Raw genomic sequence first — 20898 nt, forward strand, 5'->3', positions numbered from 1 at the left:
AGGAAAAAAGGTAGAAACATGCAAAAACGAATTTTTACCAGGCAACTGTGGGCCAGCCGTGAAATCCTGACTGCGGCCTGGATTATGCCAGCCTTGCTGGGATTGGTGACGCTGGCTCTGGCCGGGTGTGCAACCCAGGAAGCGCGGGATAAAACCACCTACAACCAGATCAATGCCGAGCTCGACAAGGCCGCTGCAGCGCAGGTGAAACCGGCACAGCCAGGCGCTGTTGATGCTGCGCTCCTGCCGCCGCTCAAAATCGAGATGCCCAAGCTTGGCAAACCACCCGAGCAGCGCTTTGATCTGGTGGTCAACAATGCACCGGCCAATCAGGTATTCCTGGGCATCGTCTCGGGCACACGCTACAGCATGCTGGTACACCCGGAGGTAAGCGGCACGATTTCGGTCAACCTCAAGAATGTCACCGTATTCGAAGCGCTGGACGCAATCCGCGAACTCTATGGCTACGATTACAAGGTGGACGGTACGCGCATTTTCATCCAGCCGCTCACCATGCAGACGCGGGTGTTCAGGCTCAACTATATCAGCGGCCAGCGCAAAGGCACCTCCGACATCCGGGTGACCTCCGGCTCGGTGAGCGACTCACCGACCACCGGCACGATTACACCCGGCGCAACCACCACCACCTCGGGTGGTTCCAGTGGCCGCGCCTTCGAAACCAGTAAAATTACCACCACCACAGAAACCGATTTCTGGAGTGAGCTGAAAAGCTCGCTGACATCGATCATCGGCGACAAGGATGGTCGCACGGTCGTGGTGAGTCCGCAGTCTGGCGTGGTGTTGATACGGGCGCTGCCCAACGAAATACGGCAGGTGGAACATTACCTGAAAGCCACACAGCTATCGGTAGACCGCCAGGTCATGCTGGAAGCCAAAATCATTGAAGTACAACTCAATGATGGCTATCAGTCGGGCATCAACTGGGCGGCGTTTAACCGCAACGGGCAAAACCGGTTTTCGCTTGGCGCCGATGCCAACAGCTTCGCGCTGCCGGGCGGTGCCCCGGTTGCCGGAAGTACGCTGGGCAGCGTGTTTGGTGCAGCGTTACCGAAAGCTGCCGCGACATCGGCGGGTATGCTGAACATTGCCGCGCAGGCCGATAATTTTGCCGCGCTGATTTCCTTCCTGAATACCCAGGGTACGGTACATGTATTGTCGAGTCCCCGCATCGCCACCCTGAATAACCAGATGGCGGTGCTCAAGGTCGGGACGGATGAATTCTTCGTCACCAATGTGAGTTCGACCACGGTCACCGGCACTGCAACCACGTCCACCCCGAACGTCACGCTGCGGCCTTTTTTTTCGGGGATCGCACTCGACGTGATGCCGCAAATTTCCGACGACGGCCAGATCACCTTGCACGTCCACCCGTCGGTGAGCCAGGTTTCCGAGAAAGACAAAACGATCGATCTGGGTGGCACCTTAGGCAAGATGAATCTTCCGCTCGCGTCGAGCACGGTGTCCGAGACGGACAGCGTCGTGCGCGTGCAGGACGGCAGTATCGTCGCCATTGGCGGGCTGATGCAGCAATCCATGACGGATGACCGCTCCGGCGTACCTGTCGCCGGAGATGTACCGCTGTTCGGTGCGCTGTTTCGCCATACCAACCGCGCCAGCCAAAAGCGCGAGCTGGTGATTTTATTGAAAACAACCATCGTGCGGGGCAGTGGCGACTGGTCCCAGGATGTTTTGAACAGCCGCGAACGCATCCAGAAAATGCAGCGTGACGGCTCGGATGGTGATGCGTCGGATACAGGGAACTCCGCAGGTCGGCCGTGACCATGTACCTTGCCCATTTCGGCCTGCGTGAAGCGCCTTTCGGGATCACCCCGGACACCAGCTTTTTTTTCGCCTGCGCCGATTACCAGGAGGCGCTCAATACCCTGCTGGTCGCGGTCAGGAATGGCGAGGGCTTCATCAAGATCACCGGTGAGGTGGGAACAGGCAAGACCCTGCTTTGCCGCCAGTTCCTGGCAAGTGTCAACAAGGAGCGCAGCGCCGTCGCAGCCTCAGGCACCGAACCGAACCAGGCGCCGGCCGCCGCCACGCCGAGTGGCACCACCCAGCGCTTCGTCACCGCCTATATCCCCAATCCCTACCTCACACCGCATACCTTGCTTCTGGCCCTCGCGGATGAGCTAGGCGTGGTTCTGGAACAGGATGTCGACCAGCATCATTTGCTCAAGTCGCTGACCGCTGCCTTGCTGGATTTCGCCCGACAGGATAAACAGGTCGTGCTGTGTCTCGATGAAGCCCAGGCGATGCCGCTGGAAAGCCTGGAGGCGATGCGCCTGCTGACCAACCTGGAAACGGAGAAACGCAAGCTGCTGCAGATCGTGCTGTTCGGACAACCGGAACTCAACCAGAAATTGCAGCAGAATTCAATTCGCCAGCTGAATCAGCGCATCACCTTTCATCATCATCTTGGCCCGCTGCGGCGCGACGACATGGATTATTATCTTTCACACCGCCTCAATGTGGCGGGATTCCAGGGCGGGCGCCTGTTCAGTCGGCGCGCGGTAAGACAACTCTATGCGGCGAGCGGCGGGATTCCGCGCCTGGTGAATATCCTGGCGCATAAGGCCTTGATGCTGACCTATGGTGAGGGCAGGCAGCAGGTGAGGGCGCGTCATGTGCGCGCCGCCAGAAAAGATACCGTGGCTGCCAAAAACAGTCTGTGGCGCTGGTGGGTAATGGCGGCTGCGCTGCTGCTGATTGCCGGCAGCACATTGGGATGGGTGGTGTTGCGATGAGCGTGATCAATCAAATGCTGCAGGACCTGGAAAATCGCCACTCCGCAACAGGCGCGGATGCATCCTTGTCCGCGCAGGTCAAGGCGGTGCCGAAACGCAGCCGGGTACATCCCGCATGGCGGGCAGTGCTGGCGCTGGTCCTGGTGGCAGGCATGCTGGCCTGGCTGCTGCGGCCGATTCCCAAAGTGGCGGACGCGCCGCCGCCCGGAACGATAGCGGACGCGCCAGTAACGCAGGCGAAGTCTTCCAGGGATACGCAGCATCTGCCGCCAGCGTCCGTGCCTGCTCCCCCTACTCAGCCCTTTCAACTTGACTCTCAAGCCAGGGCAGCGCCGCAGCCGGCAGCTACTCAAATGCTCACGCCGGAACGCAGGCAATTACCGGAACAGCAGGCTGTATTGCCGCCCACGGCAGCGGCCAGGCTCGACCCAGGCAAACAGCAGCTGGCTCCGGTCAATGCTGCATCATCCCGGTCCCGTGCAGATTCAGGAAAACCAAATCCTGCAGCACAAACACAACAGGATACCTTGCCGGACGGCCAGGCAGGCTCAGGAGTGCGTGCAGTGCCGGGATCGATGGCAGTCACCAGGCAGATAAAAGAAATTACCCCGCAGCAGCGGGCTGAAAACGAATACGGCAAGGCGGTGGCCCTGTTGCAGCAAGGGCGGGTGACAGAGGCGAGCGAGTTGCTCGGTAACGTGCTTCAGCTCGACCCCGGCAATACGGCAGCGCGGCAGACCCTGGTGGGGTTGCTGGTGGCAGGCAGGCGCTATGGCGAAGCCGAACGCAGTTTGCAAGACGGCCTGAAGCTTGACCCCAGTCAAACCGGGCTGGCCATGATACTGGCGCGTCTGCAAGTAGAGCAGGGCGACACCCGGAGTGGTCTGAAAACCCTGCAGCACAGCCTGCCCTATGCTGCAGAACGCCCTGACTATCAGGCTTTCCTGGCGGCGCTGCTGCAGCGCGCGGGGCGCCACAAGGAAGCCATCGAGCATTATTTGCAGGCGCTACGCCAAGTTCCCGGATCAGGCGTCTGGCTGATGGGGCTGGGTATCTCGCTGCAAGCAGAAAACCGCCTGGCAGAAGCGCAGGAAGCATACACCCGGGCCAGGGCAAGCAATACGCTGAGCCCTGACTTGCAGGCGTATGTGGAGCAGCAACTGAAGCAATTAAAGCAACACTCAATTGGTGATGATCTGTGATTTTGTGCCTTATGCGCTTCGCGCTCCGGCTGCGGGTTACCTCTCGGTGGCTTCTGGGTGTGGGGGCATGTTGCGCCGGATACCGCAAATCCACGACGTGCGGTACCTTGACGTGTGAGGTATTGGCTATCGGTCATCACAGCCAGACTTGAGTCTTCTGCCTACCAACGCCGTGCTAGTATAATGCGTATCCGGATCCGCACCACTTTCCTCATCCACCATCCATGTTGCTGCACCATCGCCTTGCCGTTGTGCTTCGCCTGACCCGCCGCAAACTGCGGCAGCTGTGGCTGAACTATGGGTTTTTTTGGCTGGGTGCTATATTGGTAGGTTTGCTGGCGGTACTGTTTGCCCAGTGGAGTAATGACGCGCAGGCACAGTTCAGCCGCTGGATCGCCGGACGCGCATGGCTGGCGTTGTTGATTACACCGGCGTTGACGGCAGCGTGCGTTTGGCTGACAAGAAAATATTTCGGGGGCAGTGAAGGCAGTGGCATTCCCCAGGTGATTGCAGCGCTTCATGCGCCGGATCGTCGCCAACTTATACCGCAGCTGTTCGGGCTGCGCATCATCATCGGCAAGATCGGGATTGGCCTGCTGGGCCTACTCGGTGGCCTGACCATCGGCCGTGAAGGGCCGACAGTGCATGTTGGCGCCTCAGCAATGTATGAGATGCGGCGCTTTTATCCGCGCCCCAGCGCGCGGCTGGAGCGAAACCTGCTTTTGGCTGGCGCCGCCGCTGGCCTGTCCGGCGCTTTCAACACCCCGCTGGCAGGCATTGTATTCGCGATCGAGGAGATCACCCGCAGTTTCGAGACGCGCACCAACGGCACGTTGATCACCGCGATTGTGTTCTCCGGCCTGGTGTCGCTGGCACTGGCGGGAAATTATCTGTATTTCGGCCAGATCAGCGCGCCAGATATGTTTCCCATGTCCTTCGCGGTACCGGTAGTGATCGCCGCAGTGCTGTGCGGCGTGGCTGGCGGGGTGTTCAATCTTCTGCTGCTGAAGCAAACCCGCTGGATTCCGCAAAAACTGCGCGCTATTCAGGCAACCCAACCGCTATGGTGGGGTGCCGGCCTCGGGCTGGCGATCGCGCTGCTCGGCCTGGCTAGCGGCGGCGAGACTTGGGGCAGTGGTTACGATCAGGCGCGCGCGCTGCTGCTCAATCAGCAACACACAGTTGGCCTGCTCTATCCATTCACCAAAATGCTGGCAATGGTGCTGTCGTACATCACCGGCATTCCGGGTGGGTTGTTCTCCCCCTCGTTATCTATCGGTGCAGGCTTCGGACATGTGATGTCGGCGATTTTTTCCGGCACCTCGCCCTCGGCATTGGTGGCGATCTGTATGGTGGGCTATCTGGCTGCGGTGACGCAATCTCCGCTGACCTCGTTCATCATCGTGATGGAAATGATCAATGGCGGTGGCCTGGTGATCCCGCTGATGGCTACCGCGCTGATCAGTAGCCGCGTTGCCAATTTGTTCACCCCGCCGCTGTATGAGGCGCTGGCGCATCAGAAATATTTTGCACACACGTAGCAGCATAGAGCCACGTCATGTCATGGAAATGATCGACAATCAGGACCGGATGGTATCCTTGATGGGCGCTGCTCTCATCACCAACTCGGTTTCTCGATTAGTTTCCTCCGCGCCTTTGTATAAGGCGTTTGGCAAAGAATTTCGTTACTAACTCATCGCGCAAACCGGAACAGCAGACAGGCACGCAGGTTTGATGCAGCCGTACATGGTTGAAATATGGCCGTCAATAATCAGACCGTACGGCGTGGGTTCGAGATCAAGGGCAAGCTCAGATGAAAGCGTTTTGATAGAGCGGATCTTTGGGTCACCGCATCCGCAATCGTATGGCGATCAAGCTCTTGAAGAAAACGGCCACGCGCTTCGCCCAATATGGATTTGAGCGCACAGACCGGCGTGATCGCACAGTTGCTGGTTGTTTTAGTGGTGGAAAATCTGGCGGCGACGCTGCAGGAACTCAATGTGCCGGAGCAGCATATCGCGGAGGTCGCAGCGCTTTGCGAAACCACGCGCAACGACATTCTCGGAAAATAATTCAGTTTCAGGAGGTACGCCATGCCCAACCTGTCTTTCAACGGCAATACCTATCACTGTGCTGAAAATCAGTCGGTACTCGATGCGCTGACTGGGCATGGCGTATCCATCCCATCCTCGTGTCGCAGCGGCATATGCCAGACCTGTTTGATGCGGTCTGTAACTGGCAATGCGCCGGCTGATTCGCAAAATGGATTGAAGGAAACGCTGAAGGCGCAGCATTATTTTCTTGCCTGCAGCTGCCACCCCCGGGAAGACATGGAAATTACCCTGCCGGATGCAGGCGTCGCACGCATCCAGGCGACCGTGCACAGCATTGAACCGCTCAACCACGAAATCATCTGCGTGGGACTGCATTGTGAAAATCCGCTCGACTACCGGGCGGGGCAGTTCATCAATCTGTTCAAGGATGCGACACTGGGACGCAGTTACTCGCTGGCCAGCGTTCCGGCGCGCGACCCGCATCTCAAATTGCATATCCGCAAGGTGCCCGACGGCCGGGTGAGCAGCTGGGCCCATCACAAGCTCAAACCAGGCGATGTCGTCGAGATCAGCTCAGCCGTAGGCAATTGCTTTTATGTGCCAGGCAACCCGCAACAGCCCATCCTGCTGATTGGAACCGGGTCTGGGCTTGCCCCGCTGTATGGCATTGCCCGCGATGCGCTTGAGCAGGGCCACACCGGGCCGATCAGGCTCTACCACGGCAGCAGAAATCCGCAAGGGCTGTATCTGGTGGACGAACTGCGCGCACTGGCAGAGCGCCACGACAATTTCAGCTACACTCCCTGTATTTCCGGTGACGCAATACCCGGGGACGCTTATGCCCCTGGTCGTGCCCTCGATGTGGCGCTGGCGGACATCGGAAAACTGGCGGGATGGCGGGTGTTTCTATGCGGCAACCCCGAGATGGTAAAAACAGGCAGGAAGAAGACGTTTTTGACAGGTGCCGCCATGAAAGACATTTATGCCGATGCCTTTACGCTGGCTGCGGCTTAATTCGAATACATTGGACACAGCATGAAGAAATCCAGCTCGTGTTGCATTACCAACCTCAAATCGATCTGAAATCAGGCCGTGTGATAGGTGCGGAAGCATTGCTGCGTTGGCACCGACCTGCGGGAGGCATGACGCTTCCCGCAGAATTTATCCCATTGGCTGCAGAAACCGGTCTAATCGGGCCCATCGACGAATGGGTGCCGAGCATCGCCTGCCTGGCATGCGCGTGGCCGTTAACCTGTCCGCAAAACAATTCATGCAACAAGATCTGGTGCAGATTGTCGAGCAAACCCTTAATGTCGCGGGACTTGAAGCATACTACCTGGATTGGAAATTACCGAAAGCAGCCTCCCGCGATCTGGTGTTGCTCATGCAGCGTCTCCAGACGCGGCAGTGGCAGGTGCACTCCGGTCTATTCGCCGGACGATGGGTTCAGGAGTGGCGCTTCTTGTGGCGGGTAAGTGATGGTCGTGCCGGTCACCTTGGCAAAAGGCGTCAAGGTGTGCACCTGGCGGCGCGCCTCATTGATGATTTCCTCGGCGCGGATGCCGTGTACTACTAGCGCATCGGCAATCAGCGAACGATGGCAGCGCCACGGCACGGCCTCGGCGCACATCAACGCAATTCGCTGTTTACTTGCCAGTTCAATGAGGCTTGTCAGATTCTTCGCAAATTCAGGAGTCTGCATGTAGTCGGCATAACCACGAAACGATGCGTTTCGCCAGCCCTTGTTCGGTGACGTCGAATCGGTATGGCGGAAGCCTCCCAGGCCAGCAACGTGGGTATAGCCGATCCCGGCCGTCAGCAGCGCGTCCGGCAATGTCTCGCGGTTGAACTGCGGGTTATGGCGTGAACGCGGCACGGTACGCACGTCAAGAAGGCTGGTCACCGAGTGGGCCTTGAGCAGCGCAATAAACGCTTCCAGAGACCGCGTTGAATGGCCTACGGTCAAAACGACAGAACGGGTGTCCTGATTCGTCATGATTTAACTTGGCGTGGTCAGGGTTTCGACTCGTGCGCGCAGCACCGCTACGAGTTGCTGCTCAAACCAGGGATGGCGCTTGAGCCATGGCTGATTGCGTGGCGATGGGTGAGGCAACGGAAGGTATTGTGGAGCATATTCCCGCCAGTTTTTGACCGTTTCAGCCAATGTCGATTTGCGGCGAGGTCCGAGAAAGTGGCGTTGTGCGTATTGACCGATAAGCAAGGTCAACTTGATCTGCGGCAACTGGGCCAGCAACTGGTCGAGCCACAGTGTTGCGCATTCACGGCGCGGCGGCATATCGCCGTGAGTGCCTCGTCCCGGATAGCAATAGCCCATGGGAATGATTGCGATGCGCGAAGCATCGTAAAAGACGTCCTTGTCCACACCCATCCACGCGCGCAGGCGTTTCCCGCTCGGGTCGTCCCAGGGAATGCCGGTTGTGTGCACGCGTACGCCGGGCGCCTGCCCCACAATCAGGATGCGGGCCGTGTTCCCGGCATGCAGCACAGGACGTGGGCCGAGCGGCAGATGCGCCTCGCACGCACGGCAATCGCGCACTGCAGCCAGCAGCGCTTCGAGGGTGGGATAAGCTGTTCCAGGCACAATAATTTTACTCTCTCTTGCAGATCGAGCCGGCCGGCGTGGAGGCGGATAAGGTATATGTCGATCATGCGCTTCTTTACGCACCCGTCACAAGCGGAGTGCCGACGATCACTCGAAACATTCGCATGGTACTGAAAGCGGTGCTAATCCAATGCAATAAAAGGAAAACCAGGCCGTGAGGAAGCGGCGGCGAAGGTGGTACAATTTTTGAATCTTTTTTCTGTCTATCTGCCCGGCTGCGCCTGGTCGAAGAATGCTGTCATGCTCGCAATTTCTTCGTCGGTAAATGGGTTTTGCAGCGTAGTCAGGTGCACGCCATGGATGCCGCCGAGCATGCGGGCGACAAATTCGTCCCGTGGCATGATCGCAGCCATGGAGAAAAGATCAGGGGCCGGATTGGGCTGAGTCCGGTCGGGGTTCTGATGGCAGCCTATGCACAGGCTCTGATAAATCGACCGGCCGGTACGCAAACGCGCAGGGGTTGCTGTCAGGGGTGAAAAACCGGACATGTCCAATGGCAGGCTCGATTTGAGTTGACCAAGCCGCAGTGCGAATGCCCGGATGTTCTTGGTGGCAAACAGGACGCGCAAGCCGGCGACTTGTTTCCTTAACCCAGGCTGCGGCTGCTGGCCTTCCTGAACGGCGTAGCGCGCCAGCATCCCCAGTGTTCCGAGACTGCTGCGGATACGTTGCCGTAAGCCCTGACGCCGTAGCGGCGGCGTCGCGGGATCGATCAGGATTCTGGTGTCGCCATGCAACACAGCGATCTCCACCCGCAAGCGCCGCTCATGCTCCCCGCTCGCCCATACAGGCGGGGCCGTGGCGAGCAATACCAGCGCGACCAGGATGCGCCCTATTGACACAGGATTTTATTCCACCTTGATTTTCTGCTCTATGGGCGCCTTCGGATCTGCGCTCCACTCGGCCATCGAACCGTCGTATACCCTGGCCAGCTTATTGCCGAGCAGCTCGCTGGAAACGAACCAGCCGAGTGAAGCCCAGTGGCCGGTATTGCAGAAATTGATTTCTTCTCCCTTGAGAGGGATGCCGGCATCCTTGTACAGTTTTTCCAGCTCGGCCACGCTGCGGAATTTGCCGCCGTTATTGTCGGTGAGCCAGCTCTCCGGCAGATTCTTTGCGCCTGGAATGGTGCCGTTGCGCTTCACCGTGGCGGGTGTCCGGTTTACCCCCAGGTACTGGTCGCTGGGACGGTTGTCGACAAGCAGGATGCCCTGTTTCCTGGCTTTTTCCACGTCTGCCTCGGTGGGATACATGTCCTTGCGGAATTTCGCCACGAAGGTTTTCGGCTTGGGCTGGTTCATGCCGGTTTCAATCTTGTTGGCCTTATCCGCAGTGTAAGCGGCGTAGCCGCCATTCAGGATGGAAACGTCGTCATGCCCGAGCACCTTGAGCGTCCAGTAAACGCGGGTGGCGCTGCCCATGTCCAGGGCGTTGCTGCCCGCCGAATAGATCACCACGTGGGTGTTGCCGTCGATGCCCAGGCTGCCGATGAGTTTCTCAATCTGCGGAAGCGGCGGCAGCATGCCGGGGATATTGTTCACCTTGGCGCGCCAGCCATCTTTCATGTAGTCGCTATACACGGCGCAGGGAATATGGCCGCGTAGATAATCCATCTTGGAGTGGCCGTCAAGTTCGTTGCGGATATCCAGGACCACGACGCCGGCCCTGCAGGAGTTCTGCTTGACCCAGTTGGTGTCCACGAGCGGGCCATCGGTCGCGGCGAATGCGGCTGCACTGGCGGTGGCCAGCCAAACAACAGTCAAAAGCAAAATCCGTTTCATGATTTCTCCTCCTTGGTTAAACGACGATGATCCGGCCGGCCTCGAGCAGGCGCAGTAGCGCCTGATCCCAATCGCGGTCGCTATTGCCCGTGTGCGCGGCGTCAAAGCGCCACACGCGCTGGGTTTTCTGCAAATGCTCGATGGCTTTATCCAGTGTTTCCCGATCGGGAAAAATCGCTGTATCCAGCACCACCACATCCATTCCATTCATTTTTGCACCATCATCAAAAACTCATTATGCAATCGGCTTCCAGCATGGCTTCAGCCAGCGCAGCACTATCCAGCCAGGGAAGTTGCTCCTCGGCTATCGTAGTTTCCGGAGCAATATCGGCCAACTCCAGCAGGTCAAACTGCTCAGCATTTTCCGGCGTGTCTGCCACCGGAGCATTCATGAACACCAGGCGTACCCGATGGCCGAAAATCGTCAAGCCAGCGGCTACCCGCATAGCCTCCGCGTGATCACGCCGCCCGAGAAGCAGGATTGTCTTGATGGGTCCGGTCATTTTTCGCCTCAAATTGTGACGACCCTGGCCGCGCTTGCGAGCAGGGCGCTGTGGCTGGTTTGGCTGCCGAGTTCCACGGGACAGCTTTCCCCCGCCATGAAGCGTTGCCACGAGTGCTCGCAGGCGAGTGCTGGCTTTGCCGCGTCCATCAGGCTTCGAATGCTGCTGTCGGCAAGCAGCCGAACGCCATCATTGGTGAAAAAACAGCCCCACATGATTCCTTTTCTGATGCAGGCATGTGCGAGCGGCGCCAGAATTTCGCCTCCCTGGTCGGTTGATATCACGAACAGCATTTCCAACTAGCTTCTCCTTTTTCCCAAGTAGAAAAATCCTGCTGAAAACGCGGCCAGCATAAAGATACCGCCAAGCACCAGCACAATTTGACCAGGCTTCGCCTGCTCTGCTGGTCGCTTCGCAGGCGCGCCGGCCAGCACAGGATCCGGATAAGTAACGGAGTCCATCGGCAACGCCGGGTGGTTCGCCCAATCCACCCAGCCGTCTGGGAAAACCCGCGCATCCACGCCCGCGCCAGCCCGCAGCAAGGTAAAGTAGGCAACCGATTCGAATGGGTCGTCAGCGTATACGACCAATCCATCCCGCAACGGCAGCTGCCAGGCTCCCTGGGCCAGTTGCCCGCGCGCCTTGGGAATCGGCAAGGATTGCGCTCCCGGCAGATGGCCGCCGCGCAGGGCCCGAATCCGTTCTCCCCAGTACTCGTCCTCGCTGCGCCCATCCAGCAATAGCGGTGGATGGGTTGCCGCCAATGCTTGCGCCAGCTCGTTGCGCAGTACGATGCGGTCTTCGCGCACGACACCCTGGTAAATTGGGTTGCGCGTCATCCCGCGGCCCGTGCCCTGTCCCATTTGGGTCTGTTCCAGACCCGCTCTCCGGGCGACGGGGATGGAGAGAATCGACACTTTCTCCTGGCCGCACAGATACAGCATGCCCGCCACGAAATCACGCTCGGTAGGATCATCACCGACTACCAGTACATGCGCTTTCTCCGACAATCCGGCGGTTCCCAAAAGCCAATAGATTTCGCGAAAGCTCGCGAGGCGTCCGTGCGGGCCAAGAAAATCGGCAGCGGGAAGGCAGTGGGCGCCGCGCACGGTGTAACGCAGGCAGGCGTTCTCAGCGCGCGCGTCCACTACTGTCACACTGCCGATCAGATTCGACGCATGATCGGTGTAGCCGAACGCAGCGTCTGAAGCCTGACTACTCCCGGTCTGCGCCATCCACAGCATGGCGAAAAGGATCGGGAAACATTTACGCATGGCCAGCTATTTCAACATCCGCCAAACCGGTGCTGACCATCGTCTGCTGCGGCAGTACCTTTCGGCGCAGGTGGATGTTCGATGTAATAGCCGACCAGGTCGGTGACCGATACCGTCCCATAGGCACTGCCTAAATTGACGTCCTGCATGCTTTCCATGGGCTGGGGAATGCGTGATTTTGCCAGCACGTCGGATGTTACAGCAGCGTAGCGGTACAGCAGCGCCGCCAGCCCGAAGCCGATAGCCAGGGCCACCAGCCAAAAAATCAAAATTTCTTTCTTCATCGCGAGCGCCCTCAGAAAACGTCCTTGGCAAGGCAGACATAGGTGATATAGAAAGCCACCACAAACATGACGATCTGCAGAATGGTTGCAAAATCCAGTGTCATGATTTGTCCTTTCCCTGGTAATGCCTGACCAGCATGTTCAAATCCAGTGCCTTGCCATCGGCGGGATTGATGACCGGGGGGGTGAAGTAGGGCACCCCTTGCCGGGTAGCCTGAAGATAGGCCGGGTGTTCCATGAAGATGTATGCCAGGCCACCTACTGTCACGGCAGCCGACAGTACCGAAAACACCACCATTTGCAATTTTGCGAAGCGCATCGCCGTTTCCTCAATCTTTACGCACATAGACATGCCAGCAACGGTCCGCCCTGACGGTGGCAAGGTGCGAGCTACGCAGATCTTTCATCATGGGTGGAATGGCTTCCATGGAAGTGGCGTTGTCAATCAGGACCTCAAAGGCGTCACCCGGAACCGCCGTGGAGAGCGCCTTTTTCGTCATCAACTGGGGACGCGGGCAGGAGTCGCCCAGACAGTTGATCTGCTGTTTGATGACAAGCCTGGTGCCGTCCGGCAACACCGCCTGCGTCGATTGTCCTGCGCCATGTGCTGGCTCGGTTTTTTTGCTGAAAAGTCCCATCGTTTGCTCCTTAATGTTTTTACAATTCCGTTATGCCGGCTGGACAGACTCCGCCCTCGCCGCCATGGCACCTTGCACGGCAGGCTCTACGGGTGCCTCGGCCCAGGCGTCACAGGCTGCTGATTCGATGGCCGCGGCTTCTGGCTCGGGCACCTCCGCACGCTCCCGCTTCAGGATCGCACGGTAGATGCCGAACAGGACCAGCGTCTGTAACGCGCCAAATACGATTGCCGGGATACCGGTCTTGCTCTGCAGCGTTGCCGCATTGGCGAAACCGAACTGCAGCCCCGCAAGATTAGGGGTGCCGGTCATGGTCTGCGGCGCGGGCGGCCAGAAGTCGAAGGACCAGAACAGTGAAAACAGGAACATGCCGATAAAGGTGAACAGCAGCGCCCAGATCGCGCCGATGTTTCCCTCTCCCGCCTTGACCCAGGTGGACACCGTACATGCACCGGCCAGCACCATGCCAAGGCCAAACAGAAACAGTCCGATGAAGGTGTTCAAGCCGACATCGAAATACATGGGCTTGCCCGCGCCGATGGTGATGAAGGCGGTAAATCCCAGCGTCATGATCATCATCGCCACCAGCATGGCTTTGGTATTGCGATAGGTCTTGAACAGCATGGCATCGCGCAGGGCCGCCACGTTGCAGTAGCGCGAGCGCTGCACCAGCAGTCCCACGGTGGTGCCAAAGATAAACGCCGTCAGGCATTCTGCCAAAGGTGTCATTTCATCCCTCCAGATTTTTCTTGTAAATCCAGGTGCCGACCCAGGTGCCGGCCAGAATGCCGCTCACCGCCAGGTAACCGCCCAGGTTCATCTCCGGCGTAAGCCCGAAAAATGTGCTCACATTGCACACGAAGGCAAGCCTGATGCCGATCCCCATGAGCAGCCCGCCGATGGTGATCATTACCCATTCCGTCAGGCGGTGCGGCATGCGCCAGCAGAACTCCTTGCTGAGGACTGCGCCCACAAAGGCGCCAAACACCATTCCCAGACTGATGTAAATCTTCCAGTAGTAGGGGTCTGGCGGGAATGCCACGTTCCAGAACGGGATACGATCGATGGCGCCGCCCATGAAGAATTTGGCGATAAGCCCGGTCATCATGGTTTCGCCGCCGCCGACAGTCCATGCGCCGACAACCAGAAACAGAAATATGTCGAGCACGGCGATGATCGCCAGCGCCGCAACAGGATTAAGGGTTTTTTTGAATAGCTCCATCCGGCTCTCCATTAGGTCTTATGGTCACGCTATTGGAAGCGTGTTGATATACCATAAGCAATGGTTATGCCATGAACATATTATTTATTATATTCAATATGTTGATGTGAATGCACAGAAAAAATGTGCAGTAATGTGATTTAAAATGCTACAGGGATGGGTCAGAATTGGGCAGGGGATAAAAGATTCATTTCTTCCAGTTTTCTGCGCAACGTCGAGCGGCTGATGCCCAAAACGCGGGCGGCGGCAACCTGGTTGCCGTGATTTTCGGCCAATATGCGCCGGATGTGTTCGGCTTCCGTCTGGGCCAGGGTTTTGTTCTTCTCCGCTGTATCCAGCGCATTCGGTTTCATCGACAGCGAGATTTCGTGCGCTTCCAGAACCGGTCCGCCGTGGAGCGCAAAACTGCGCTCCACGACATTTTTTAATTCCCGAACATTGCCCGGCCAATCGTACTCGACCAGTTTTTGCCGGGCGGCCGGACTCAGATTGAGATCGTTACGCCCCAGCTGTTTGCGCTCCAGGCCAAGGAAGTGATCGATCAGCGGCAGAATGTCTTCGCGTCTTTCCCGCAGCGGGGGGATATGGATGGGGAGCACGTTCAGGCGGAACAGCAGATCGCGGCGGAAGCTTCCCTGGTTCGCCATTTCCTCCAGATCGCAGTTGGTCGCCGCGATGATGCGCACGTTTACCTTGATCGGGGTTTCACTGCCGACCGGGCGCACCTCTCCCTCCTGCAGGGCACGCAGCAGTTTTGCCTGGAGGCGCGGGCTGACGTCGCCGATCTCATCCAGAAAAAGCGTGCCGCCATGCGCTTGCTGAAACAGCCCCTTGCGGTTCGAAGTGGCGCTGGTAAACGAGCCCTTGATGTGACCGAACAGTTCTGAATCCAGCAACTCTTCCGGCAATGTGCAGCAATTGATCGCGACCAAGGGACCGTGGCTGCGGGCGCTGACGCTATGGATGACGTTCGCCAGAACTTCTTTGCCGGTGCCCGTTTCTCCGGTGATCAGCACAGGCAGGTCGCGGTCCCGGATGCGTTCGACGATTTGCCGAATCTCCACCATGCGTGGACTGCGTGCGGCGATATGGCCGAATTTGCCACGTCCGGACAATTCCCCGCGCAAACGGGTGACTTCCTCGCTCAGGGATTTTTTCTCCAGCACTTTGCGCACCCGCAACAACAACTCGTCCGGGTTGATCGGCTTGGTGAGGTAATCGTAGGCACCCAGACGCATGGCTTCTACCGCGGTTTCGATGGAAGCGTAGGCGGTCATCATGATGCTCTCCGCCGCGTAACCGGTCTCCTTCAGGTAGGTTAGCAGGTCCAGGCCGCTTTCCTCCCCGATACGCATGTCGGTGATCACCAGATCCACGATATGCTTGTCCAGGCAGGCTTTGGCAGCTGCCAGATTGCTTGCCTCCAGGGCCAGATGCTGGTCCGTCTTCAGCAGCAGTCCGAGTGTTTTGCGGATGGAAAACTCGTCGTCCACGATCAGTATGGTCGCCATGGTTAGCTCACGCCGTTCAATTGAAAACTGACTTCGGTGCCGGCACCCTGCTTGCTGACGATGTCAAGCTGAGTGTCATGCTGCACCAGGATACGTTGCACGATGGCGAGGCCCAGGCCGGTGCCGCCCTTGCGGCTGGAGACGAAGGGCTTGGTGACTTTTTCCAGGAACTGCGGCGCGATGCCACAGCCGGTGTCCGCAATGCTCACCATTATTTTCTCTCCGTCGCGTCGCGTCCGTACCGACAGTTCGCCGCCTTCGGGCATGGATTGCAGCGCGTTCAGCATGAGATTCCACAATACCTGGCGCATCTGGTCGCGATCGAAAACCGCTGTTTGCGCATCCGGCGCACAGCTAACGGTAAGATGCAGATGCTTTCCCGTCCGATGATCCTGATACAGCATGTTGGCGATTTCCTCGATTAGCCCTTTCAGGTCGGCGCGTGTCGGCTCCGATTCGCGAATTTTGGCGAAATCCAGGAAATCGCCAAGGATGCGGCTCAAACGCCCGGATTCGTTGTTCAGGATGGAGATCACCTGGGTGCGCTCTTCCCGGTTCAAGGCGTCGCCACCCAGCAGGTTGACCGAATTGATAATCGCGGATAGCGGATTGCGTATTTCATGGGCAATGGTAGCCGACATTTCGCCCACGCAAGCGAGCCGTTCCGCCTGGGTGCGCCGTTCGTGCTCCTGGGCGGCATCTTCCGAGGCACGCTTGAGCGAAGCCACCATGTTATTGAAAGCAATGGCCAGCATGCCCGCCTCGTCCTGTGAATTGGCGGGAACCCTCACGTCAAGGTCGCCCCGGCTGATCTTGCGCGCAGCCTCCATCATGTTGTGCAGCCCGCGCGTGGTGAGCAGGGAAAGCGCCCATGCGGCAGCGCTACCCACTATCAGTGCCGCGAGAATGAAAAACAAGCCCTCGCGCCAGGTTCTGGCCAAGGCGGAGTCCATGCGGACGGTGGACAGTCCGAGCGTAACGGTGCCGACTGTCTGGCCGGCAATACGAATCCGCTCTTGCAGATCGAGGATATGGTCACCTGCTGCCAGCGGGAACTGCTCCGGTTTGGCGACCAGCAATGGCAGTTCTTTACCCAGCCGTTCCGGATGGGTAGTCCCCAGCACGCGCCCGCGTGAGTCCAAAATTTCGCAATACACCACATCGGGCTGGCTTTTGACCCGCTGAATGATTTCCGCGAGCGCCCCGAGATCCTCGGTGAGCAGGGCATTGGTGGATGCCACTGCGGTCAGGGCAACCAGGGAACGTCCGCGACTGTATAGCTCGGCCTGGATTCTGTCCGACTGCTCCTGTACCGCGTCGGCGACGAATACGCCCATCAGCACGACATGTACCAGCGCTACCGAAAGCATCAGGCGGAAACGCAGGGTATGGGTGAATCCGGTGGTTGTTTTCGCAGTTCTGGCAGGCGCGATGGAGGGATGACCGGATTCGGGCACGCTCATTTACCCACCTTGGCATACTCGCTATCGTCGGCGAGCACGAAGCCCTGGGGAAGTTCCATGCCGCGAAGAATCCGCCGACCGTCCGGCGTGCTGCTTAGATCTACCAGAACCTCGGCAACCGTTTTCGCGTCATGCGCGGGCATGTCGCCGCGCACGGCAATCGGCATCTGCGGCTGCGGCGGGGTCTCGGCGACGATCCGCAGCGCTTGCTGGACGTCTTTCGGCATGGAACGCAGGGAAGGCTTCCAGGTGCCGGCGATATCCACCAGCCCGGAATACAATGCCATCAGCACGGAGTCTTGAGAACCGAAATATTTCACCTTGAAATCCTTGTCTACCATGATGCCCAGGGTTTCCAGGTAACGTCGCGTCATCACGGTCGCCGCGAAAGCGCCGGGGTCGGGAAAACCCAGACGCAGTCCCGGTGGCAGACGATGCGCGGCAAGTTCGGTGATGCTGCTGTCACGGCGCACCACCAGGATGCCGGTGAAGGGTTCCCCCGCTATTTTGGCCACAACGTGATAGCCGGATTTTTGCGCTTCGGCGAAAAGCATGGGGTTGAGGTACACAATGTCGTATTCCCGCTGTGCGACGCGTTGCATAAAAACAGAAAAACTCGGAGCGGTTACAAATTGCACCGGGCGGTGCAGGCGATCTCCCAGCACCTTGGCCAGCGGCAGGAACATGGATGCCAGCTTGTTCGGGCTTTGCAGGGGCAGCACGCCGAAGCGGTAAGGAGGTAAGTCAGGTGGCTGGGCGTGGGCAACGAAGGAAGGCAGACATGCACCCGCGAGCATCAAAAAGACTGCCACGCACGTAACCCGTGCTATCCGGCTGCGGGTTTCTGAGCAGAACAAGCGCCATCTCATAAGTCGCCGTATGGTAGCAGGCTCGGCCCCTGCGCCTCAAATATAAGCGACGCGGTTTGTTCTGGAAAGGCAAAAGGCAAAAGGCAAAAGGCAAAAGGCAAAAGGCAAAAGGCAAAAATCAAGCCCAGTGAAAGGTCTTAAATTTTGCCTTCTTGTTTCCCTTCCGCTCAGGTGTGCTGGATGACGAAGGCGGCTTCCACGCTGAAATTGCCTATGCCCCGGTGATTGGTCATGGTCCAGCCGGTGTCGCGCAGGTGCGCAGTCATCTGGCGATTCATATCGGGATTGCCGCAGATCAGTACGCGATCCTGCTGCGGATCGGCCTGTGGCAGATCGAGTTCCTTGAACAGCTCACCGGAGATGAACAGGTCCGAGCAGCGGCCGCTGCGCGCGAAAGGCTCGCGCGTCACGGTCGGCACATAGCGCAGTTTGTCGCCCGCACTGCTTTCCAGTTCATCCCGATAGGCCAGTTCGGCCACGTTGCGCACGGTGTGTACCAGAATGACTTTTTCGTAGGCATGGTAAGTGGCCGGATCGCGGATCATGCTCATGAAGGGTGCCAGGCCGGTACCGGTGGCCAGCAGATAGAGATTGCGCCCGGGCAACACATGCGCCAGCGTCAGCGAACCGGTGGTCTTGCTGTTTACCCAGACCGAATCGCCAGGCTGCACCTTGGCCAGGCGGCTGGTCAGCGGACCATCCGGCACATGGATGCTGAGAAATTCCAGATGGTCGTCATCCCGGGTTGAGACAATGGAATAGGCGCGCGCGATGAGCTTGCCTTCCTGTTTAAGGCCAATGGTCACGAACTCGCCGTTGGCGAACGCAAAGTCGGCCGGGCGCGTGAGCGTCAGGCTGAAGGTTCGATCCGACCAGGGCCGCACCGCGGTAACCGTTTGCTCCGAGTAAGGCATATGCAACTCTCCAGAATTTGATTACAAGGCGGGCACAAACACCCGGCCAATATATTATTGACCATCGTTTTTGCCTGTGGTTCTTGCCATTTTACGACATGCGCACCGGGCAGTGTGAAAGCGCTGTTCACCTCAGTGGTAGGAGCGGCAGTATTCCGGCGTACCCCTTATGGTTTCCGCCACACGCTTGCCAGCCAGGGCTGCTCTGCCTGCGGCAAACCGCTTGGGCGGTAATAGTGGGTCAGCTCAATAAAACCGGCATCCGACATATACCGCTGCCAGGTCTGCAGATCGTAATAAGCGCCGTAACGCCCGCCGTTCCAGCCTTCCGTGTTATTGCCGCGCGGGTTCGAGCTGAACAATACGCCGCGCGGTTTCAGCGTCGCGTGCAATTGCAGCAGCACGGAAGGCAATTCCTGGCTGGGAACGTGAAACAGCACGGCATTGGCAAACACCCCATCGAAGTGATGATGCGGCAAGTCCAGCTTCAGAAAATCCTGCAGCCATATTTCACAGCCGCTATGCGCACGCGCCATTTCTGCAAACTGCGCGGCGCCGTCCAGACCTACCGCGCGGTGGCCAAGTTCGGCAAACACCTTGAGATCGCGTCCCGGCCCGCAGCCAAAATCAAGCAAGGTATAGGGCGGCTCGCCCTCGAGATATTGCAGCAGGGCGGCGATGTTCTGACTCACATCATGATGGCGTGTCCCTTCCCAGAAATCCCCGCATCGCTGGTTATAGTGCTGCAGCGTGAGTTTGGAGATTTTTTCCAGATCCTGCGGGCTAAGTTTCATGCTGATTATTTCCGGATAGACAGGCCTGGATTGCCGCCAATCATTACCACTTCACCACATGCACGTGATTCAGCGAGCGTCCCAGGAAGCGTTCGCCGATGGTCTGGAATTTTACCGGCACATCGGTGACATAAAACTCGTAGCGTGGCAGGGTGGGGTCGGTGTTGGTCAGGCCTTGTTCCGCCAATAAGGCGGCAGTGCGTGCGGCCATGGCTTCGGCGGAGTCCACCAGTTTCACGTCTTTACCCATCACGTTCTGCAACAGCGGCTTGAGCAGCGGGTAGTGGGTGCAGCCCAGCACCAGCGTATCGATGTGTTCCGCCAGCACCGGTTTGAGGTATTCCTGTGCGGTGAGACGGGTGACTTCGTGGTCGAGCCAGCCTTCTTCCACCAGCGGCACGAACAGCGGGCAGGCCTGGGAGTAGATGCGCGCGTCGGATGCCATGACCTGAATGGCACGGGCGTAGGCGTTGCTGTTGACGGTGGTGGGGGTGCCGATGACGCCGATCTGGCGGGTTCGGGTGGCCTCCACGGCGGCGATGGCCCCGGCTTCGATCACATCCAGTACCGGTACCGGGGATAAGTCGCGCACCACCTGGGCGGCGACGGCGGCCATGGTGTTGCAGGCGATGATGAGCACCTTGACCTGTTTTTCCAGCAAAAACTCGGCGATCTGGGTGGTGTAGTGGGCGATGGTTTCCACCGATTTGACGCCATAGGGCACGCGTGCGGTATCGCCGAAGTAGACGATGTTCTCGAACGGCAGGCGCTCCATCAGGGCGCGTACCACGGTGAGCCCGCCGATGCCGGAGTCGAATACGCCAATGGGCTGTTTGGGATCGATTTTCATGGTGATGATGGGGAAATGATGGACCGGATTAACAGGATTTCTCAGGGTTGACAGGATAAAACAATAAACATTGATTTTTCGCCGAGCCTCCGTTCTGTAAGCGACTGGCTGGCCAAGTTTTCAATATGCCTACATGACTACA

Annotated in this window: 26 protein-coding genes; 7 read left to right on the plus strand and 19 right to left on the minus strand. The window is 58.4% G+C overall.

The window, feature by feature from the left end:
• The first annotated feature begins 18 nt into the window (after positions 1–18).
• The 7 genes from mshL to GZH91_RS18025 all read left to right on the plus strand — a co-directional run bounded on the left by mshL (position 19) and on the right by GZH91_RS18025 (position 7505).
• Complete coding sequence (gene mshL, locus GZH91_RS07265; protein WP_223264539.1) at positions 19–1800, plus strand: pilus (MSHA type) biogenesis protein MshL; 1782 nt, start codon at positions 19–21, stop codon at positions 1798–1800.
• Positions 1801–1802: 2 nt separating this feature from the next.
• Entirely contained in the window at positions 1803–2774 is a 972-nt protein-coding gene (locus GZH91_RS07270; protein WP_147072678.1) for an ExeA family protein, read from the plus strand.
• Positions 2771–3976: a tetratricopeptide repeat protein gene (locus GZH91_RS07275; protein WP_161984207.1), complete on the plus strand. Its 1206-nt coding sequence runs from the start codon at positions 2771–2773 to the stop codon at positions 3974–3976. Before GZH91_RS07270 ends, GZH91_RS07275 begins: the two co-directional genes overlap by 4 nt.
• Before the next feature lie 224 nt (positions 3977–4200).
• Entirely contained in the window at positions 4201–5517 is a 1317-nt protein-coding gene (locus GZH91_RS07280) for a chloride channel protein (protein WP_147072560.1), read from the plus strand.
• Positions 5518–5886: 369 nt separating this feature from the next.
• Positions 5887–6048: a globin family protein gene (locus tag GZH91_RS07285; RefSeq protein WP_174861842.1), complete on the plus strand. Its 162-nt coding sequence runs from the start codon at positions 5887–5889 to the stop codon at positions 6046–6048.
• Positions 6049–6069: 21 nt separating this feature from the next.
• The gene (locus GZH91_RS07290; protein WP_147072558.1) at positions 6070–7044 is read left to right on the plus strand and encodes a 2Fe-2S iron-sulfur cluster-binding protein; all 975 of its coding nucleotides are present in this window, start codon (positions 6070–6072) and stop codon (positions 7042–7044) included.
• On the plus strand, positions 6939–7505 hold the full coding sequence (locus GZH91_RS18025) for an EAL domain-containing protein (RefSeq protein ID WP_223264538.1): 567 nt from the start codon (positions 6939–6941) through the stop codon (positions 7503–7505). The genes GZH91_RS07290 and GZH91_RS18025 overlap by 106 nt, the downstream gene beginning before the upstream one ends.
• Here GZH91_RS18025 and GZH91_RS07300 read toward each other — a convergent pair.
• The 19 genes from GZH91_RS07300 to murI form a co-directional block, all read right to left on the minus strand.
• Positions 7457–8026 carry a DUF488 domain-containing protein gene (locus tag GZH91_RS07300; protein ID WP_147072556.1) on the minus strand — a complete coding sequence of 190 codons (570 nt, stop codon included), beginning with the start codon at positions 8024–8026 and terminating at the stop codon, positions 7457–7459. The genes GZH91_RS18025 and GZH91_RS07300 overlap by 49 nt on opposite strands.
• A 3-nt stretch (positions 8027–8029) precedes the next feature.
• The gene (locus GZH91_RS07305) at positions 8030–8632 is read right to left on the minus strand and encodes a uracil-DNA glycosylase family protein (RefSeq protein WP_147072554.1); all 603 of its coding nucleotides are present in this window, start codon (positions 8630–8632) and stop codon (positions 8030–8032) included.
• A gap of 224 nt (positions 8633–8856) precedes the next feature.
• Positions 8857–9495, minus strand: a complete 639-nt coding sequence (locus GZH91_RS07310; RefSeq protein ID WP_147072552.1) for a c-type cytochrome — start codon at positions 9493–9495, stop codon at positions 8857–8859.
• 6 nt (positions 9496–9501) lie between these two features.
• On the minus strand, positions 9502–10434 hold the full coding sequence (locus tag GZH91_RS07315; protein ID WP_147072550.1) for a sulfurtransferase: 933 nt from the start codon (positions 10432–10434) through the stop codon (positions 9502–9504).
• A gap of 16 nt (positions 10435–10450) precedes the next feature.
• Positions 10451–10645 (minus strand): hypothetical protein, encoded by a 195-nt coding sequence (locus tag GZH91_RS07320; RefSeq protein ID WP_147072548.1) that lies wholly within the window; start codon positions 10643–10645, stop codon positions 10451–10453.
• Between the two features lie 13 nt (positions 10646–10658).
• A complete protein-coding gene (locus tag GZH91_RS07325; protein WP_147072546.1) occupies positions 10659–10937 on the minus strand; it encodes a hypothetical protein in 279 nt (92 codons plus the stop codon).
• Positions 10938–10945: 8 nt separating this feature from the next.
• Positions 10946–11236, minus strand: a complete 291-nt coding sequence (locus tag GZH91_RS07330; protein ID WP_147072544.1) for a hypothetical protein — start codon at positions 11234–11236, stop codon at positions 10946–10948.
• Entirely contained in the window at positions 11237–12211 is a 975-nt protein-coding gene (locus tag GZH91_RS07335) for a sulfurtransferase (protein WP_147072542.1), read from the minus strand. It abuts the gene before it with no gap.
• Positions 12212–12222: 11 nt separating this feature from the next.
• On the minus strand, positions 12223–12495 hold the full coding sequence (locus GZH91_RS07340) for a hypothetical protein (protein WP_147072540.1): 273 nt from the start codon (positions 12493–12495) through the stop codon (positions 12223–12225).
• Between the two features lie 100 nt (positions 12496–12595).
• Positions 12596–12814 (minus strand): hypothetical protein, encoded by a 219-nt coding sequence (locus GZH91_RS07345; RefSeq protein ID WP_147072538.1) that lies wholly within the window; start codon positions 12812–12814, stop codon positions 12596–12598.
• Positions 12815–12824: 10 nt separating this feature from the next.
• A complete protein-coding gene (locus tag GZH91_RS07350) occupies positions 12825–13133 on the minus strand; it encodes a sulfurtransferase TusA family protein (RefSeq protein ID WP_147072536.1) in 309 nt (102 codons plus the stop codon).
• Between the two features lie 30 nt (positions 13134–13163).
• The gene (locus GZH91_RS07355) at positions 13164–13862 is read right to left on the minus strand and encodes a YeeE/YedE thiosulfate transporter family protein (RefSeq protein WP_147072534.1); all 699 of its coding nucleotides are present in this window, start codon (positions 13860–13862) and stop codon (positions 13164–13166) included.
• 1 nt (position 13863) lies between these two features.
• A complete protein-coding gene (locus tag GZH91_RS07360; RefSeq protein WP_161984208.1) occupies positions 13864–14355 on the minus strand; it encodes a YeeE/YedE thiosulfate transporter family protein in 492 nt (163 codons plus the stop codon).
• Positions 14356–14516: 161 nt separating this feature from the next.
• Positions 14517–15866, minus strand: coding sequence for a sigma-54-dependent transcriptional regulator (locus GZH91_RS07365; RefSeq protein ID WP_147072530.1), 1350 nt, complete (start codon positions 15864–15866; stop codon positions 14517–14519).
• 2 nt (positions 15867–15868) lie between these two features.
• Positions 15869–17329: a sensor histidine kinase gene (locus GZH91_RS07370; RefSeq protein ID WP_147072528.1), complete on the minus strand. Its 1461-nt coding sequence runs from the start codon at positions 17327–17329 to the stop codon at positions 15869–15871.
• Positions 17326–18141, minus strand: a complete 816-nt coding sequence (locus GZH91_RS07375; RefSeq protein ID WP_161984209.1) for a phosphate/phosphite/phosphonate ABC transporter substrate-binding protein — start codon at positions 18139–18141, stop codon at positions 17326–17328. The genes GZH91_RS07370 and GZH91_RS07375 overlap by 4 nt, the downstream gene beginning before the upstream one ends.
• Positions 18142–18365: 224 nt before the next feature.
• A complete protein-coding gene (locus tag GZH91_RS07380; RefSeq protein WP_147072524.1) occupies positions 18366–19112 on the minus strand; it encodes a ferredoxin--NADP reductase in 747 nt (248 codons plus the stop codon).
• A gap of 167 nt (positions 19113–19279) precedes the next feature.
• Positions 19280–19906, minus strand: a complete 627-nt coding sequence (locus tag GZH91_RS07385) for a class I SAM-dependent methyltransferase (protein WP_147072523.1) — start codon at positions 19904–19906, stop codon at positions 19280–19282.
• 43 nt (positions 19907–19949) lie between these two features.
• Positions 19950–20756 (minus strand): glutamate racemase, encoded by an 807-nt coding sequence (gene murI / locus GZH91_RS07390; protein ID WP_147072520.1) that lies wholly within the window; start codon positions 20754–20756, stop codon positions 19950–19952.
• Positions 20757–20898: the final 142 nt, after the last annotated feature.

Origin of the sequence: Sulfuriferula plumbiphila (genome assembly GCF_009938015.1) — a bacterium.
In the GTDB taxonomy this organism is placed as follows: Bacteria; Pseudomonadota; Gammaproteobacteria; order Burkholderiales; family Sulfuriferulaceae; genus Sulfuriferula; species Sulfuriferula plumbiphila.